Raw genomic sequence first — 15,756 nt, 5'->3', positions numbered from 1 at the left:
CATGAGGCAGGACGCCGATCCCGGGCTCTTCGGGCCCCGCTCCGTGACCTGGCAGCTGCACGGCGATCCGGTGATGTGGATCGCCGGGGTGCGGGCCCTGTACCTCCAGGCCCTGCACCCCGTCGCCGTCCGGGGGGTCATGATCAACAGCAGTTTCCGGGAGGACCCCTGGGGGCGGCTGATGCGGACGGCGAGCTTCGTCGGCACGCTCACCTACGGGACGCGGGAGGCCGCCGAGGAGGCGGGCGCGCGCGTGCGGCGGATCCACCGGCTCCTCAAGGTGGACGACCCGGACCTCCTGCTCTGGGTGCACTGCGCCGAGATCGACTCGTACGTCTCCGTCGCCCGCCGCTCCGGCCTGCCGCTGACCGGAGCGCCCGCCGACCGGTACGTGGACGAACAGCGCACCGCCGCGCGGCTCGTGGGGCTCGACCCGGCGACCGTGCCGGCCACCGAGGCCGGGCTGGCCGCGTACTTCGCGTCCGTCCGGGACGAACTCACGGCGGGCGAGGACGCGTTCGCCGTCCTCGACTTCCTGCGCAAGCCGCCCGTACCGCCCGCGCTGGTCGCGGGGCGGGCGCTGGTGTGGCGGCGGATCAGCTCGCTGGCGTACGACACGCTGCCGGACTGGGCCCACGAGCTCTACGGCCGCCCCGTGCCGCCCGCCGCGACCGTCACCCGCCGCCTCACCTCAACGGCGGGCCTGCTGCGCCGCATCCCCGCCGAGCTCCGCTGGCGGCTGCCGCCCCGCCACATCCTGCGCGCCATGGACCGCCTCGGGCCGGACACCCGACCCGACCCGTACACACTGTCCGAGGCTCCGGCCATACTGGACGGGCCGGAGAGCGTGCACGGAATCGACGGGGGCGACGGCACACGATGGGGGACACCAGACTGATCCAGGGGCGCTACCGCCTGCACGAGGTCATCGGCCGCGGCGGCATGGGCGAGGTGTGGCGGTCCACCGACGAGGCACTGGGCCGCGGGGTGGCGGTCAAGTGCCTCAAGCCGCTGGGCCCGCACCAGGACGCGGGCGTGCAGACCGTGGTCCGCGAGCGGTTCCGCCGCGAGGCCCGGGTCGCGGCGGCGCTCCAGCACCGGGGAATCACCGTCGTCCACGACTTCGGCGAGTACGAGGGCGTGCTCTTCCTCGTCATGGAGCTCCTGGAGGGCCAGAACCTCAGCCAGCTCCTCGCCTCCAACGCCCGCGGCCCGCTGCCGGTCCACGAGGTCGTCGACATCGCCGACCAGGTCGCCGACGCGCTGGAGTACACCCACCGCATGGGCATCGTGCACCGTGACCTGAAGCCCGCCAACATCATGCGGCTGCGCGACGGCACGGTGAAGATCTGCGACTTCGGGATAGCGCGCCTCGGCGCCGACATGGGCTTCACCTCCCGCCTCACCGGCACCGGCATCGCCATGGGCACCCCCCACTACATGTCCCCGGAGCAGATCGGCGGCGGCGACATCGACCACCGCAGCGACCTGTACTCGCTGGGCTGCGTGCTGTACGAACTGGCCACCGGCGCGCCGCCGTTCGACCTCGACGACTCCTGGGCCGTGCTCGTCGGCCACCGGGACACCGTGCCCAGCCCGCCGCGCTCCCTCCGCTCCGAGCTGCCCGACTACTTCGACCGGCTCGTCGTCGACCTGCTCGCCAAGGTGCCCGACCAGCGCCCGCGCGACGCCTCGGACCTGCGCCGCCGGATCGTCGACGGCCGCACGGTCGGCGGCGGCGGACCCTTCACGCCGCCGCTGCCGCACCGCCCGCCGCACCCCACCGACGGAGCCGGCACCGTCCCCGTCCCCGTACCGGAATCCGGCGGCACGCCCGCGTGGGCCCGGTCCGTCACCGGCGGGCCCCGCCCCGTCCCGCCCGGCGCGCCCCGCGTCTCCGGCCACGACCCGGCCGCCGCCGTCCTCACCACCGAGTGGACCACCGCGCGTCCGGGCGTCGCCGGGATCGACCACCCGGCCCGCCCCGCCACCGACGCCACGCCCGAACTGCTCGCCGTCCTCGCCGCCCGCCACCGGGCCGGCCTCGGCCTCGGCCGGCTGGGCCGCTGGGCGGAGGCGGAGCAGCTGCACCGCTCCGTCGCCGGGGACCGGACCCGGGTGCTCGGACCCGACCACCCCGACACCCTGGCCAGCGCCTACGAGCTCGCCTTCGCGCTGGGCCGGCTCGGCCGCAAGGACGAGGCTCTGGAGGCGTTCGAGCGCGTCGCCGACGCCCGGGCCCGCGTCCTGGGACCCGAGCACCCCGACACCCTGGCCGCCCGCCAGGAGTGCGCCTACACCCTCGGCCGGCTCGGCCGGCACGCGGAGGCGCACACGGTCTACGCCGACGTCCTCGCGATCCGCGAGCGCACCGCCGGCGCCGACCACCCCGACACCCTGCGCTGCCGCCACAACCTCGCGTACACCCTCGCCCGGCTCGGCCGCCTGGAGGAGTCGTACCGCACCGCCCTCGCCGTCGCCGACACCCGCACCCGGCTGCTCGGCCCGAACCACCCCGACACCCTGGTCACGCGCCACGAACTCGCCCACACCCTGGGCCGGCTGGGCCGCGCCGAGGAAGCCCTCGACCAGTACCGGGCGGTGGCCGAGGGCCGCGCCGCCTCGCTCGGCCCGGACCACCCGGACACGCTCGCCGCCCGCTACGAGACCAGCGCCTGTCTGGGCCGGCTCGGCCGGGCCGCCGACGCCCTCGCCGTCTGCCGCGACCTGGTCGCCGTCCGTACCCGCACCCAGGGCGCCGACGCGCCGGAGACGCTGCGCGTCCGGCACGCCCTCGCCGTCCACCTCGGCCGGCTCGGCCGCTGGCAGGAGGCGCTCGACGCCGCCCAGTCCGTGCACGCCGCCCGCCGGCGGGTCCTCGGCGCGGACCACCCCGACACCCTCCGCAGCCGCCGCGAGGCCGCCGTCTTCCTCGGCCGGCTCGGCCGCTGGGAGGAGGCCCTCGCCCCGCTGCGGTCCCTCGCCGAGGCCCGCGGCCGGATCCTCGGGCCGCTGCACCCGGACACCCTCGCCGCACTCGCCGACCTCACCCACTGCCTCGACCGGCTCGGCCGCCACACCGAGGCCGACGCCGTCCGCCGCGGCACCGCGGCGGCTCCCGACGTCCGCGGCGCCGCCGGGCCAACTGCCCCCGGCGCGCCCTGAGTCGGCGCGGACCGCGCTGATTTAATGACCCGTGTGATCATCGACCGCCTCGGCGACCCCGCCCCCGAGCCCCGCACGCCCGCCGTCGGCACGGACACCGGCCGCGCCGGGACCGCCGTCGACCTGTGGCAGCTGCGGGTGGACCACCTCGCCGAGGGCGACCTCGACCTCTCCGAACTCGACGCCGAGGAGCGCGACCGGTTCGCCAAGCCGCTCCGGGTCGCGGACCGGCTCCGGTACGGCATCGGCCACATCGCCCTGCGCCGCCTGCTCGCCCCGCGCCTCGGCGTCGGGCCGGCCGAGGTCGCGTACCGCAGGGAGCCCTGCCCGGGCTGCGGCGCCCCGCACGGCCGCCCGGCCGTCGACGGCCCGCCCGGCGCCCCGCACTTCTCCCTGTCGCACAGCGGCGACGTCGTCCTCATCGGCATCGCCGCCCGCCCCCTCGGCGTCGACGTCGAGACCTTCCCCCTGGCCACCACCGTCCACGAGGTGACCGCGGCCCTGCATCCGGCGGAACGGGCCGAGATCGCCGACGCCGGGCACGCGCCCGAGGCGTTCGCCCGCATCTGGTGCCGCAAGGAGGCGTATCTCAAGGGCATCGGCATCGGCGTGGCCCGCTCCCTCGCCAAGGACTACCTCGGCGAGCGCGACCCCTCGGCCCTGCCCGAGGGCTGGGCCGTACGGAGCGTCCCCACGGCCGGCGGACACGCGGCGGCCGTCGCCGTCGAGGGCCCCATGGGACGCGTCCGTACGAGTTGGCTTCCGGCCTCGTTCGTCACCGCCGCGAGCGCCGCCGGACCCGTCTGAGCAGCGGCGACGCCCCGGCGTGAAGCTGAACTGCGAGCGCGCTTAAGAAAACCTCGATGGACCGCGAGCCTCCGGTACGGAAGATTCGTCTCCGAGGATCTTGGGCACGCGCGCGTGCCCTGACCCGTACATCACAGGACACGCACGTCGGGAGCCGTGGCATTGAAGGCATTGGTCAAGCTGAAGGCGGAGCCGGGACTCTGGCTCACGGACGTGCCCGAGCCGGAGACCGGCCCCGGCGACGTACTGATCAAGGTCAAGCGGACCGGCATCTGCGGCACCGACCTGCACATCCGCTCCTGGGACGGCTGGGCGCAGAAGACCATCGCCACCCCGATGACCATCGGCCACGAGTTCGTCGGCGAGGTCGTCTCCGTCGGGCGTGACGTCTCCGACATCGCCGTCGGCGACCTGGTCAGCGGCGAGGGCCACCTCGTCTGCGGCAAGTGCCGCAACTGTCTCGCCGGCCGCCGCCACCTCTGCCGCGCCACCGTCGGCCTCGGCGTCGGCCGCGACGGCGCCTTCGCCGAGTACGTCGCGCTGCCCGCCTCCAACGTGTGGGTGCACCGCGTCCCCGTCGACCTCGACGTCGCCGCGATCTTCGACCCGTTCGGCAACGCCGTCCACACCGCCCTCTCCTTCCCGCTGGTCGGCGAGGACGTCCTCGTCACCGGCGCGGGCCCGATCGGCATCATGGCCGCCGCCGTCGCCAAGCACGCCGGCGCCCGGAACGTCGTCATCACCGACGTCAGCGAGGAGCGCCTCGACCTGGCCCGCAAGACCGGCGTCTCCCTCGCGCTCAACGTGGCCGAGCGGACCATCGCAGACGGCCAGCGCACCCTCGGGCTCAAGGAGGGCTTCGACGTCGGCCTGGAGATGTCGGGCAACCCGCACGCCATGCGCGACATGATCGCCAACATGACCCACGGCGGAAAGATCGCCATGCTCGGCCTGCCGAGCGAGGACTTCGCCGTCGACTGGGCGAAGATCGTCACCTCGATGATCACCATCAAGGGCATCTACGGCCGCGAGATGTTCGAGACCTGGTACGCCATGTCGGTCCTGCTGGAGGGCGGGCTCGACCTGTCCCCGGTCATCACCGGCCGGTACGACTACACCGACTACGAGGCCGCCTTCGACGACGCGGCCTCCGGCAAGAGCGGCAAGATCATCCTCGACTGGACTGCGGGAGCCTGACCCATGTTCGATTCCGTACGCGACGACATCCGCGCCACCCTCGACGAGATCCGGGCGGACGGCCTCTTCAAGCCCGAGCGCGTCATCGGCACCCCCCAGTCCGCGACCGTCGAGGTCACGGCCGGAGGCCGCCCCGGCGAGGTGCTGAACTTCTGCGCCAACAACTACCTCGGCCTCGCCGACCACCCCGACGTCGTCGCCGCGGCCCACGAGGCCCTCGACCGCTGGGGTTACGGCATGGCGTCGGTCCGCTTCATCTGCGGCACCCAGGAGGTGCACAAGGAGCTGGAGGCCCGCCTCTCGGCCTTCCTCGGCCAGGAGGACACGATCCTCTACTCCTCCTGCTTCGACGCCAACGGCGGCGTCTTCGAGACCCTCCTCGGCGCCGAGGACGCGGTCATCTCCGACGCCCTCAACCACGCCTCCATCATCGACGGCATCCGCCTCTCCAAGGCCCGCCGCTTCCGCTACGCCAACCGCGACATGGCCGACCTGGAGCAGCAGCTCAAGGAGGCCACCGAGGGCGGCGCCCGGCGCAAGCTGATCGTCACCGACGGCGTCTTCTCCATGGACGGGTACGTCGCCCCGCTCGCCGACATCTGCGACCTGGCCGAGCGCTACGACGCCATGGTCATGGTCGACGACTCGCACGCCGTCGGCTTCGTCGGCGCCGGCGGCCGCGGCACCCCGGAGCTGCACGGCGTCATGGACCGCGTCGACATCATCACCGGCACCCTCGGCAAGGCCCTCGGCGGCGCCTCCGGCGGCTACGTCGCGGCCCGCGCCGAGATCGTCGCCCTGCTGCGCCAGCGGTCCCGCCCGTACCTCTTCTCCAACACCCTCGCCCCGGTCATCGCCGCCGCCTCCCTCAAGGTCCTCGACCTGCTGGAGTCCGCCGGCGACCTGCGCGACAGGCTCAACGCCAACACGGCGCTGTTCCGCGGTCGCATGACCGAGGCCGGCTTCGACATCCTCCCCGGCGACCACGCCATCGCGCCCGTCATGATCGGCGACGCGGCGGAGGCCGGGAAGATGGCCGAGCTGCTCCTGGAGCGCGGCGTCTACGTGATCGGCTTCTCGTACCCGGTCGTCCCGCAGGGCCAGGCCCGCATCCGCGTCCAGCTGTCCGCCGCCCACTCCACGGAGGACGTGAACCGCGCGGTGGACGCCTTCGTGGCGGCGCGCGCCGAACTGCGCGGCTGAGCCGCCCGGCCCCGGGCCGTGGGCGCGAGGAGCCCCCACGGCCTGGGAGACTGGACGCATGATCGAAGCACGGCGGTTGCACATCCTCCGCGCGGTGGCCGACCACCGCACGGTCACGGCGGCGGCCGCCGCGCTCTACCTCACCCCCTCCGCCGTCTCCCAGCAGCTCGCCGCGCTGGAGCAGGAGACCGGCCACCGGCTCGTCGACCGCAGCGCCCGGGGCGCCAGACTCACCCCCGCCGGCGAGATCCTGCTGAGCCACGCCAACGCCGTCCTGGCCCAGCTGGAGCGGGCGGAGGCGGAACTCGCCGCCTACGGCTCGGGCGAGGCGGGCACCGTCACGGTCGCCGCGTTCGCCACCGGCATCGGCCTCGTCGTCGCCCCCGCCATCGCGGATCTCGCCGCCGCCGCCCCGGGCATCCGGGTCCGGGTGCGGGACGCCGAGGGCGACGAGAGCCTGCTGATGGTCCTGGACCGGCAGGTCGACGTGGCGGTGGCCGTCGAGTACCGGGGCGCCCCCGGCGAGGACGACGACCGGCTCACCCGGGTGCCGCTCTACGCGGAGCCCTTCGACGTGGTGCTCCCGCCCGGTCACCCCCTCGGCGGCAGCGACCGCATCGCCCTCGCCGACCTGGCCAGGGACGCCTGGATCGGCCAGTCCGCGGGCAACCCGTGCCACGACGTGACCGTCCTCGCCTGCGAGTACGCCGGCTTCGCGCCCCGCTTCGAGCACGTCTCGGACGACTTCCGGGCCGTCGTCGCCCTCGCCGCCGCCGGTGCCGGCGCGGCCCTCGTGCCCCGCTCGGCGCTGCGCGGCATGGACCTGACCGACGTCGCCGTCCGCCCCGTCGACGGCGTCGCGCCCACCCGCCGCGTCTTCGCGGCCGTCCGCCGCGGCGCCGAGGACCACCCCCTCATCGTCCCCGTCCTGACCGCCCTGCGCACCGCCGCGGCCCCCGGCCCGGGCGCCTTGTGACCGCTGGGCACGGTCGCCGGTCCCCCCTCCGTCAACTGTCGTACCCCTCCGCTACGTTGTCCGCATGAGCGAGACGGACGAGAAGACGGAGCGGATCAGGCCGCGGCGGTTCCACGAGACGCCCGGCCTGGAGGACTGGCGGGTCGTCGGGGAGGGCGCCTGCGCCGCCTTCCGGACGGCGACCTTCGCCGCCGGGGCCGCGTTCGTGGCGGAACTGGCGGAGCTCCTCGACGGCGAAGGGGAGGAGCCCGACGTCGATCTCCGGCCCGACACGGTCCTCGTCCGGCTGATCACCGTCACCGACGCCTACTACGGCCTGACGGAGCGGCACCTGGAAGTCGCCCGCCGGATCTCGGCATTCGCCCGCGCCCGGGGACTGGCCGCCGACCCGTCCGCCGTCGGCACCGTCCAGGTGACGCTGGACGCGCTGGTGGTGGCGGACGTGCTGCCGTTCTGGCGGGCGCTGCTCGGCTACGAGAACCGCGCGGGCAGCGACGAGGACCTGATCGACCCGCGGCGCCGGGGCGCGCCCTTCTACTTCCAGCGCATGGACGAGCCCCGGGGCGGGCGCAACCGGGTGCACGTCGACGTCTGGGTGCCCTACGACGAGGCCGAGGCCCGGATCGCGGCGGCCCTTGCCGCAGGCGGCCGGATCGTGAACGACGCCGACGCCCCGTCGAACGTGGTCCTCGCCGACCCCGAGGGCAACGAGGCGTGCGTCGGGGTCGCCGGGCCGCCGCAGTAGGGACCAGGTCCCCTCAGTCCGCCGAACGGTGCCAGCCGGCCGCCTCCACGCGGGCCCCGTCCGCCGGCCGGGACTCGTCGAAGAGCGGGCCGCCCGAGCGGTCCAGGACCCGCGGGCCGGTCACGTACACCCCGCGCCCGACGGTGGGGGAGGCGGTGGCGTACCGGAAGCGGAGGCGGAGTCCGGGGGCGGGCGGGAGGGCGGCGGTGAGGCGGTGCCAGCGGCGGCCGGACCAGCCGTCGGCCGTGCCGTCCGGGTGGGGGAGCGGATCCTCCGGCCCCTCGACGGGCGCCGTGTCGAAGGCGAGCGGCCGCCATCGCGCCGTGCCGCCGGTCGCCGTGCCGCCGGCTGCCGTGCTGTCGGTCGCCGCCTCCAGGGTGAGCCGGTCGGTGCCCGGCGCCGTGTCCCACCAGAGGAGGCAGGTGAGGCGTGCCGCGCCCGGCCCCGTCGGGGGGAGGGTGAGCGTGGCGCCGCCGGGGACAGCCATGCCGGAGAACCAGGCCGTGGGGCCGGTGCCGGCCGGCGGGCGGACCGGGACCGCGCGGGCGAGGCGGTTCGCGGCCGCCACCCGGGGGGCCGAGCCCGAGCGCCAGGTGCGGACGGGGTGCACCGCGTTGGCCAGCAGGATCAGGAACGTGTCCGAGTCCGGGGCGAGGACCAGGCTGGTGCCGGTGAAGCCGGTGTGCCCGGCGGTGCGGGGACCGGACAGGGCGCCCATGTACCAGCGCTGGTCCAGCTCGAAGCCGAGGCCGTGCGCGTGGCCGGGGAAGTCCTGGTTGACGTCGGTGAGCAGGAGGTCCACGGAGGCGGGGGAGAGGATCCGGGTCGGGCCGTACGCGCCGCCGTCGAGGAGCGTCCGGGCGAGCACGGCGAGGTCGCGGGCGCGCGAGAAGACGCCGGCGTGGCCCGCGACGCCGCCCATCGCGAACGCGTTCTCGTCATGGACCTCGCCCCGGACCATGCCCCGGTCGAGCCGCGCCCACGGCCGGCGGGAGTCCTCGGTGGCGGCCGTCTCCGCCCGCCACGAGAGCGGGGGGACGAAACGCGTGCGGTGCATCCCGAGCGGAGCGGTGATCTCGTCGTGGAGCAGTCTCTCCAGACCGCGACCGGTGATCCGCTCCAGGAGCAGGTGCAGTGCGATCAGATTGAGGTCCGAGTAGCGGTAGACCGTGCCCGGCGGGTCCAGCGGCGCCTCCTCCCACAGCATCCGCAGCCGCGCCTCCGGGTCCGGCGCCTCGTACAGCGGCAGCTCCGCCCGCAGCCCCGACGTGTGGGCGAGCAGCTGCCGGACCGTGACGTCCGCCTTCCCCGCCCGGCCGAACTCGGGCAGGTACGCCGCGACCCGCTCCCCGAGCGCCAGCGCGCCCCGCTCGACCTGCCGCACGGCCAGCAGGGAGGTGAAGAGCTTGGTGAGCGACGCGACGTCGAAGACGGTGTCCGGGGTCATCGGGACCCGATCCTCCGGTGCCAGGTCGACGCCCGTGTCGCTCTCCTCGTCGTACGCGGCCCAGCGCGCCGCCCAGCCGACCGCCCGGTGCAGCGCCACCGTCCGGCCCCGCCCGGCGAGCAGCACGGCCCCCGCACACCACGGCCGTACCGGCGAGGGCCCGAGGAACGCCCGTACGTCGTCGACCATCCCCTCCAGCTCCCGCGCCAGCAGCCCGGCCTCCTCCGCCGTGCCCCATCGCAGGAGACCTCCACCCGCGCGTCCGCGCCCCGCCTCACCCATCTGCCCGCCTCCGCACACCCGATCCGCACACCGACTCCGGTCCCCGGGCCCGAGCCGCACACCGACTCCGGCCCATGCGCCCGAGCCGCACACCGACTCCGGCCCTGCGTCCGACCGGCACACCGACGCCGGCCCGTGCGCCCGACCCGCTCACCCGGCCCCGGCCACCCGGCCCCGGCCCGTACGTCCCCCACCTTCCCCGATGGCCGCCTCCCCGCCCGCGCGGCACCCCCGCCGCCCCACCCCCAAAGAATCTGACGATGCATCAGAAAACCTCTTCCCTCCACCGCCCCGCTGCGGCATCCTGCCGCCCATGGAGACGGAGCTGAGTCGCACACTGGGGATCGAGCACGCCATCTTCGGCTTCACGCCCTTCCCCGCGGTCGCCGCCGCCCTCAGCCGGGCCGGCTGCTTCGGCGTCCTGGGCGCGGTGCGCTACACCGCCCCGGACGACCTCGCCCGCGACCTCGACTGGATGCAGGAGCACACCGGCGGACGGCCCTACGGGCTCGACGTCGTGATGCCCGCCAAGAAGGTCGAGGGCGTCACCGAGGCCGACGTCGAGGCCATGATCCCCGCCGGCCACCGGGAGTACGTCCGGTCCGTCCTCGCCAAGCACGGCGTGCCGGAGCTCGCCGAGGGCGAGGCGTCGGGCTGGCGGATCACCGGCTGGATGGAGGAGGTCGCCCGCAGCCAGCTCGACGTCGCCTTCGACTACCCCATCAGGCTGCTCGCCAACGCCCTCGGCTCACCGCCGCCGGACGTCGTCGCCCGCGCCCACGAGCACGGCGTGCTCGTCGCCGCCCTCGCCGGCAGCGCCCGGCACGCCCGCCGCCACGCGGAGGCCGGCATCGACATCGTCGTCGCCCAGGGCTACGAGGCCGGCGGCCACACCGGCGAGATCGCCTCCATGGTGCTCACCCCCGAGGTCGTGGACGCCGTCTCACCGCTCCCGGTCCTCGCGGCCGGCGGCATCGGCAGCGGCGAGCAGATCGCCGCCGGCCTGGCGCTCGGCGCCCAGGGCGTGTGGCTCGGCTCGATCTGGCTCACCACCACCGAGGCCGACCTCCACTCGCGCGCCCTGACCGCGAAGCTCCTCGCCGCCGGTTCCGGCGACACCGTCCGCTCCCGCGCGCTGACCGGCAAGCCGGCCCGCCAGCTCCGCACCGAGTGGACCGACGCCTGGGAGGACCCGGCCGGGCCCGGCCCGCTGCCCATGCCGCTCCAGGGGCTGCTGGTCGCGGAGGCGGTGTCGCGGATCCAGAAGTACGAGATCGACCCGCTGCTCGGCACCCCCGTCGGACAGATCGTCGGCCGGATGAACTCCGAGCGAAGCGTCCAGCAGGTCGTCGACGAGCTGACCCGCGGCTTCGAGAAGGCCGTCGACCGGATCAACGGGATCGCCGGAAGGGAGCGGTGATGAGCGACACCTCCGCCCCGAACGGCTTCTGGGCCCAGGCCGCCGCCGACCCCGACCGTACGGCGCTGGTCGCGCCGGACGGCGAGGCGTGGTCGGCCGGCCGGCTGCTCGCCGCCGCCAACCGGCTGGTCCACGGGCTGCGCGCGGCCGGCCTGGAGCGCGGCGACGCCTTCGCCGTCGTGCTGCCCAACGGCGTCGAGTTCTTCACCGCCCATCTCGCCGCCACCCAGGCCGGTTTCTATCTCGTGCCGGTCAACCACCACTTCGTGGGCGCGGAGATCGCCTGGATCGTCGCCGACTCCGGCGCCAAGGTGCTCATCGCGCACGAGCGCTTCGCCGAGGCGGCCGCCGTCGCCGCCGACGGGGCGGGCCTCGCGGCGAGCCGGCGGTACGCCGTCGGTACGGTGCCCGGCTTCCGCCCGTACGCCGAACTCCTCGACGGACAGCCGGGGTCCGAGCCCGCCGACCGGACCCTCGGCTGGGTCATGAACTACACCTCGGGCACCACCGGCCGCCCCCGGGGGATCCGCCGGCCGCTCCCCGACCGCCTCCCCGAGGAGTCTCATCTCGGCGGATTCCTCGGCATCTTCGGCATCCGGCCCTTCGGCGACGACGTGCATCTGGTCTGTTCGCCGCTGTACCACACGGCCGTCCTCCAGTTCGCCGCCGCGGCGCTGCACATCGGGCACCCGCTGGTCGTCATGGACAAGTGGACGCCGGAGGAGATGCTGCGGCTGATCGACCGGTACGCCTGCACCCACACCCACATGGTCCCCACCCAGTTCCACCGGCTTCTCGCCCTCCCCGAGGAGACCCGCGCGCGGTACGACGTGACCTCCATGCGGCACGCCATCCACGGCGCCGCACCCTGCCCCGAGCACGTCAAGCGGGCGATGATCGCCTGGTGGGGCGGGTGCGTGGAGGAGTACTACGCGGCCAGCGAGGGCGGCGGCGCGTTCGCCACCGCCGAGGAGTGGCTGAAGCGGCCCGGAACCGTCGGCAAGGCGTGGCCGATCAGCGAACTCGCGATCCTCGACGACGACGGCAACCGCCTGCCGCCGGGCGAACTCGGCACGGTCTACCTGAAGATGAACACCGGCGGCTTCCAGTACCACAAGGACGAGGCCAAGACGGCGAAGAGCCGCGTCGGCGACTTCTTCACCGTCGGCGACCTCGGCTACCTCGACGAGGACGGCTACCTCTTCCTCCGCGACCGCAAGATCGACATGATCATCTCCGGCGGCGTCAACATCTACCCCGCCGAGATCGAGGCCGCGCTCCTGGCCCATCCCGCCGTCGCCGACGCCGCCGCCTTCGGCGTGCCGCACGCCGACTGGGGCGAGGAGGTGAAGGCGGTCGTCGAGACCGCCGAGGGGTACGAGGAGGGGCCGGCGCTCGCCGAGGAGATCCTGGCGCACTGCGCGGACCACCTGGCCGGCTTCAAGCGCCCGAAGTCCCTCGACTTCATTGCCGCCATGCCCCGCGACCCCAACGGCAAGCTCTACAAGCGCCGCCTGCGCGACCCGTACTGGGAGGGCCACGAGCGCCCGCTCTGAGACGGACCGGAAGGCGCGCCGGGAGGGTGCCGGGCGGCTCGCCCGGCACCCTCCCGGCCGTCAGCCCCGAGGCCCGTGGCCGGACCGGTACCGACCGCGACCGCTCCGGCCCGCGGCGGGCGCCGCGCCGACGGCTCGCGGGGTGGGCGAGCCGGCGCTTCGCAGGGCTTCCAGTCGGTCGGCGCGCGGCCCGTGGCCGGACCGGTACCGACCGCGACCGCACCGGACCCCGGAGTGTGTCGCCCGGGCGGCGCCGATGGCCCCGGTGGGTCAGCGGGCGCGCCCACGGCATACCCGGCCGTCGGGCTTGCGGACCGTGGCCGGACCGGACCCCGGTGAGCGCCCCGGGCGGCGCTCCTTCGGGCGCGTAGGGCCGAGAGGCTCCGCCAGGCCCTCCGGCGCCGGCCTGCGGGCTGCTCCGCACCGGACCCCGGGGAGCGCCCCCCGGGCCGGCAGCGCTCCCCGGGGCGCAGGGCGGCGGGCGCTCCCCAGGGCTCTCCGCCCGCCCACCCGCGGCCCGTGGTCGCCCCGGCACCGGCCGTGACCGTGCGGGCTCGATATGGGTCGTCGGGCCGGGGCCCGTTTCGGGGGTGCCTGGGGTGGCAAGACGCGGGGCATGACGGGCCCCGGCGGTGGCGGTGCTGCGCAGCCGTCCCCGGGCGGCACGCCCCCGGCCGGCGGCTCGGCGGCGCGCCCGCCGCGCCACGGGATCCCCGTACCTCCGCGTCCCAGGGAGACGGACACCATGACCCCCACCCCGAGCAATCCCGACCCCAGCCCGTGGAACGCCCCCCGCGGCACCCCCGCCGACGACGCCGCCGGAGGCGTGAGCCCCGGTGAGACGCCCCCGGCGGAATCCGGCACGGGCCCGGCGACCGGGCCGTACCGGCCGCTCAGCCGCGGCTGGACGAAGGGCCCCCTGGTGGCGATGTGGGTGGTCGTCGTCCTGGTCGCCCTGTTCTTCCTCGTGTACGCCATCCTCCTGGCGACCGACTGACGAAGGGAGCCGATCATGCCCCGTGCCGACGAGCCGGCCACGCCCGACGAGGGCGCGGGCCGCGCCGACGAGGTCTACCAGCCCACCCACTCCGACGTCGACAACCGCCCCTCCGGCGACCTCGATCCGGACAACGCGCTCGCGACCGACCCCGTCGACGACCTGAGCGCCCCCGGGTACTCCCCGCCCGAACGCCCCTGGGGCGTCACCGACCACGGCACCACCCAGCGCGAGCAGCGGGAGGGCGAACCGCTCGACGACCGGCTCCGCCGGGAGGAGCCGGAGGAGCGGCCGGCGACGGGCGACGGCATCGGAGACCTGCCGGAGGGCGCCGGCGAGCCCGTGGACGAGGAGGCCGGTGCGACCCGGGCGGGACGGCTGGCCCCGTACGCCGCACGTCCCGGCCACATGGACCGGGCGGTCGCCCGCGACGTCGGCCGCGACGACGGCACCGCCCCCGCCGAGGAGGCCGCGATGCACGTGGACACCGCGGTGGACGGGGCCGAGGACCAGGAGGACGGCGCCTGACCCGCGGTCCGCGCCGGAGCGCTCACGCGCCTGCCGCGCCGCCCGTCAGGGCCGGCAGCAACTGGGCCTCCTCGTAGGCGAAGTGCTCCTCCAGGCCGGCGGCGAGCCGGTCGAGTTCGGCGCGCAGGACCTCCGGGGCCGGGCCGGAGGCCAGCAGGGCCTCCAGCTCCGTGAGCGCGCGGGCGACCTTCCGGTGCTCCGCCCGCATCCGGTCCAGGGCCCCGGTGAGTCCGGGGAACTGCTCCTGGAGGAGGCCGAAGACGCCGTCCTCGCTGGCGTGGTGGGTGTGCAGGGCCCCGCAGAAGGCGAGGCAGTGGCGGGCGAGCCCGTCGGGCAGGCGCCGCCCCGGCGCGGCCGGACCGCTCCGCAGCGCCGCCAGTTCGGCGCGCAGCTCCGCGTGGACCCGCACCAGGTGGGCGGCGATCGCGGCGTGCCGGGCCGGGTCCGCGAGCCCGGACACCCGGCGCAGGACGACGACCGGGATCCTCCGCTCGGTGCCGGCCTGGTAGGCGGCGAACGCCGGATTCCGACGGGCCTGTTCGGCGTAGAGGCGGTCGCGTTCGGCGCCCTCGGCCGCGACCGCCTCCGCCTCGAAGCGGTCGAGCGTCCCCTCCGGGGTGCCGATCTCGACCGACACCCGGGGCGCGGCGCGCACGTTGTGGTACCAGGCGGGGTGGCGCGCCGCGCCGCCGTTCGACGCGAACACCAGCAGCCGCGCCCCGTCCCGTACGTACACCACCGGGGTCGTGTGGTCCTGGCCGCTGCGGGCGCCGCGGGTGGTCAGCAGGAGCAGGTCCGCCCCCTCGAACGCGCCGCCCACCCGGCCGCCGCTGCGCCGGAACTCCTCGATGACCTGCTGGTTGAACGCGGACATGGCTGGTGCCCTCCGGTAGCATCGACCACACCAGATCTATTTGCTTTGAAAGCAAAGCTAAATCGGAGGGTTCAGGGTGTCAACCGAGCGCGAGAGGAGTGGCGCGGCCGGACCGGACGTCGACGACGCCGTCCGTACGCTGTTGCTCCTCATGCCCCGGATGGTGGGGCGGGTCAAGCGCATCAAGGTGCCGGAGGAGCTGGCGTCGCTGACGCTGGCGCCCCGTCACCTCTCCCTGCTCGCCTACCTCCTCTTCGACGGCCCGCAGAGCGTCAACGAACTGGCGGCGCGGCTGGAGGTCGCGCCCACCACCGTCAGCCTGATGGTGGGCGACCTCGCGAAGAAGGGCGTCCTGGAACGGCGGGAGGACCCCGCCGACCGCAGACGCAAGATCGTGTCTATCGCGGAGGAGCGCCGCGGCGCCATCGACGGGTGGCTCGGCCGCAGCGCCGGCGCCTGGCGGGCGGCCCTCGCCCCGCTCGGACCCGCCGAACGGCGGATGTTCATCGACACCCTCGCGGCGTACGAGCACGGTCTGGCCGACGCAGAACAATGACCG

Annotated in this window: 14 protein-coding genes; 12 read left to right on the top strand and 2 right to left on the bottom strand. The window is 75.2% G+C overall.

The window, feature by feature from the left end:
* The first annotated feature begins 1 nt into the window (after position 1).
* The 7 genes from ABFY03_RS04535 (at position 2) to ABFY03_RS04505 (ending at position 8,093) form a co-directional block, all read left to right on the top strand.
* Positions 2–898, top strand: a complete 897-nt coding sequence (locus ABFY03_RS04535; RefSeq protein WP_319008284.1) for an oxygenase MpaB family protein — start codon at positions 2–4, stop codon at positions 896–898.
* Complete coding sequence (locus tag ABFY03_RS04530; RefSeq protein ID WP_346169236.1) at positions 880–3,165, top strand: serine/threonine-protein kinase; 2,286 nt, start codon at positions 880–882, stop codon at positions 3,163–3,165. The genes ABFY03_RS04535 and ABFY03_RS04530 overlap by 19 nt, the downstream gene beginning before the upstream one ends.
* 24 nt (positions 3,166–3,189) lie before the next feature.
* Positions 3,190–3,972, top strand: coding sequence for a 4'-phosphopantetheinyl transferase family protein (locus ABFY03_RS04525; protein WP_346169235.1), 783 nt, complete (start codon positions 3,190–3,192; stop codon positions 3,970–3,972).
* A 162-nt stretch (positions 3,973–4,134) separates the two neighbouring features.
* Positions 4,135–5,169, top strand: coding sequence for an L-threonine 3-dehydrogenase (tdh, locus tag ABFY03_RS04520; protein WP_319008325.1), 1,035 nt, complete (start codon positions 4,135–4,137; stop codon positions 5,167–5,169).
* Between the two features lie 3 nt (positions 5,170–5,172).
* Positions 5,173–6,372: a glycine C-acetyltransferase gene (locus ABFY03_RS04515; RefSeq protein ID WP_319008287.1), complete on the top strand. Its 1,200-nt coding sequence runs from the start codon at positions 5,173–5,175 to the stop codon at positions 6,370–6,372.
* A 58-nt stretch (positions 6,373–6,430) separates the two neighbouring features.
* Complete coding sequence (locus ABFY03_RS04510) at positions 6,431–7,348, top strand: LysR family transcriptional regulator (RefSeq protein WP_346169234.1); 918 nt, start codon at positions 6,431–6,433, stop codon at positions 7,346–7,348.
* A gap of 64 nt (positions 7,349–7,412) precedes the next feature.
* Positions 7,413–8,093 carry a VOC family protein gene (locus ABFY03_RS04505; protein ID WP_346169233.1) on the top strand — a complete coding sequence of 227 codons (681 nt, stop codon included), beginning with the start codon at positions 7,413–7,415 and terminating at the stop codon, positions 8,091–8,093.
* 13 nt (positions 8,094–8,106) lie between these two features.
* Here the strand turns inward: ABFY03_RS04505 and ABFY03_RS04500 are convergent, their stop codons facing one another.
* Positions 8,107–9,822 (bottom strand): serine hydrolase domain-containing protein, encoded by a 1,716-nt coding sequence (locus ABFY03_RS04500; protein WP_346169232.1) that lies wholly within the window; start codon positions 9,820–9,822, stop codon positions 8,107–8,109.
* 313 nt (positions 9,823–10,135) lie between these two features.
* Between ABFY03_RS04500 and ABFY03_RS04495 the strand changes: the two genes are divergently transcribed.
* From ABFY03_RS04495 to ABFY03_RS04480, 4 genes are all read left to right on the top strand, one after another.
* Entirely contained in the window at positions 10,136–11,242 is a 1,107-nt protein-coding gene (locus ABFY03_RS04495) for an NAD(P)H-dependent flavin oxidoreductase (protein ID WP_319008291.1), read from the top strand.
* Entirely contained in the window at positions 11,242–12,798 is a 1,557-nt protein-coding gene (locus tag ABFY03_RS04490) for an acyl-CoA synthetase (RefSeq protein ID WP_346169231.1), read from the top strand. The genes ABFY03_RS04495 and ABFY03_RS04490 overlap by 1 nt, the downstream gene beginning before the upstream one ends.
* 745 nt (positions 12,799–13,543) lie before the next feature.
* Positions 13,544–13,795 (top strand): DUF6480 family protein, encoded by a 252-nt coding sequence (locus ABFY03_RS04485; protein WP_319008293.1) that lies wholly within the window; start codon positions 13,544–13,546, stop codon positions 13,793–13,795.
* 15 nt (positions 13,796–13,810) lie between these two features.
* Positions 13,811–14,323 carry a DUF5709 domain-containing protein gene (locus tag ABFY03_RS04480; protein WP_319008294.1) on the top strand — a complete coding sequence of 171 codons (513 nt, stop codon included), beginning with the start codon at positions 13,811–13,813 and terminating at the stop codon, positions 14,321–14,323.
* A 22-nt stretch (positions 14,324–14,345) separates the two neighbouring features.
* Here the strand turns inward: ABFY03_RS04480 and ABFY03_RS04475 are convergent, their stop codons facing one another.
* Entirely contained in the window at positions 14,346–15,197 is an 852-nt protein-coding gene (locus tag ABFY03_RS04475; RefSeq protein WP_346169230.1) for a nitroreductase/quinone reductase family protein, read from the bottom strand.
* Between the two features lie 151 nt (positions 15,198–15,348).
* Here ABFY03_RS04475 and ABFY03_RS04470 point away from each other — a divergent pair, with 151 nt between their 5' ends.
* Positions 15,349–15,753 (top strand): MarR family winged helix-turn-helix transcriptional regulator, encoded by a 405-nt coding sequence (locus ABFY03_RS04470; RefSeq protein WP_319008326.1) that lies wholly within the window; start codon positions 15,349–15,351, stop codon positions 15,751–15,753.
* The last annotated feature ends 3 nt before the right edge of the window (positions 15,754–15,756 follow it).

It is taken from the genome of Streptomyces roseofulvus (assembly GCF_039534915.1).
Lineage (GTDB): Bacteria > Actinomycetota > Actinomycetes > Streptomycetales > Streptomycetaceae > Streptomyces > Streptomyces roseofulvus.
This window is presented reverse-complemented; position numbering and strand designations above follow the sequence as displayed.

What these genes read in the sequence shown, in the direction of transcription:
- ABFY03_RS04535 (WP_319008284.1), top strand. Translation starts at nt 2, where the DNA reads ATGAGGCAGGACGCCGATCCCGGGCTCTTCGGGCCCCGCTCCGTGACC.
- ABFY03_RS04530 (WP_346169236.1), top strand. Translation starts at nt 880, where the DNA reads ATGGGGGACACCAGACTGATCCAGGGGCGCTACCGCCTGCACGAGGTC.
- ABFY03_RS04525 (WP_346169235.1), top strand. Translation starts at nt 3,190, where the DNA reads ATGACCCGTGTGATCATCGACCGCCTCGGCGACCCCGCCCCCGAGCCC.
- ABFY03_RS04515 (WP_319008287.1), top strand. Translation starts at nt 5,173, where the DNA reads ATGTTCGATTCCGTACGCGACGACATCCGCGCCACCCTCGACGAGATC.
- ABFY03_RS04510 (WP_346169234.1), top strand. Translation starts at nt 6,431, where the DNA reads ATGATCGAAGCACGGCGGTTGCACATCCTCCGCGCGGTGGCCGACCAC.
- ABFY03_RS04505 (WP_346169233.1), top strand. Translation starts at nt 7,413, where the DNA reads ATGAGCGAGACGGACGAGAAGACGGAGCGGATCAGGCCGCGGCGGTTC.
- ABFY03_RS04500 (WP_346169232.1), bottom strand. Translation starts at nt 9,822, where the DNA reads ATGGGTGAGGCGGGGCGCGGACGCGCGGGTGGAGGTCTCCTGCGATGG.
- ABFY03_RS04495 (WP_319008291.1), top strand. Translation starts at nt 10,136, where the DNA reads ATGGAGACGGAGCTGAGTCGCACACTGGGGATCGAGCACGCCATCTTC.
- ABFY03_RS04490 (WP_346169231.1), top strand. Translation starts at nt 11,242, where the DNA reads ATGAGCGACACCTCCGCCCCGAACGGCTTCTGGGCCCAGGCCGCCGCC.
- ABFY03_RS04485 (WP_319008293.1), top strand. Translation starts at nt 13,544, where the DNA reads ATGACCCCCACCCCGAGCAATCCCGACCCCAGCCCGTGGAACGCCCCC.
- ABFY03_RS04480 (WP_319008294.1), top strand. Translation starts at nt 13,811, where the DNA reads ATGCCCCGTGCCGACGAGCCGGCCACGCCCGACGAGGGCGCGGGCCGC.
- ABFY03_RS04475 (WP_346169230.1), bottom strand. Translation starts at nt 15,197, where the DNA reads ATGTCCGCGTTCAACCAGCAGGTCATCGAGGAGTTCCGGCGCAGCGGC.
- ABFY03_RS04470 (WP_319008326.1), top strand. Translation starts at nt 15,349, where the DNA reads ATGCCCCGGATGGTGGGGCGGGTCAAGCGCATCAAGGTGCCGGAGGAG.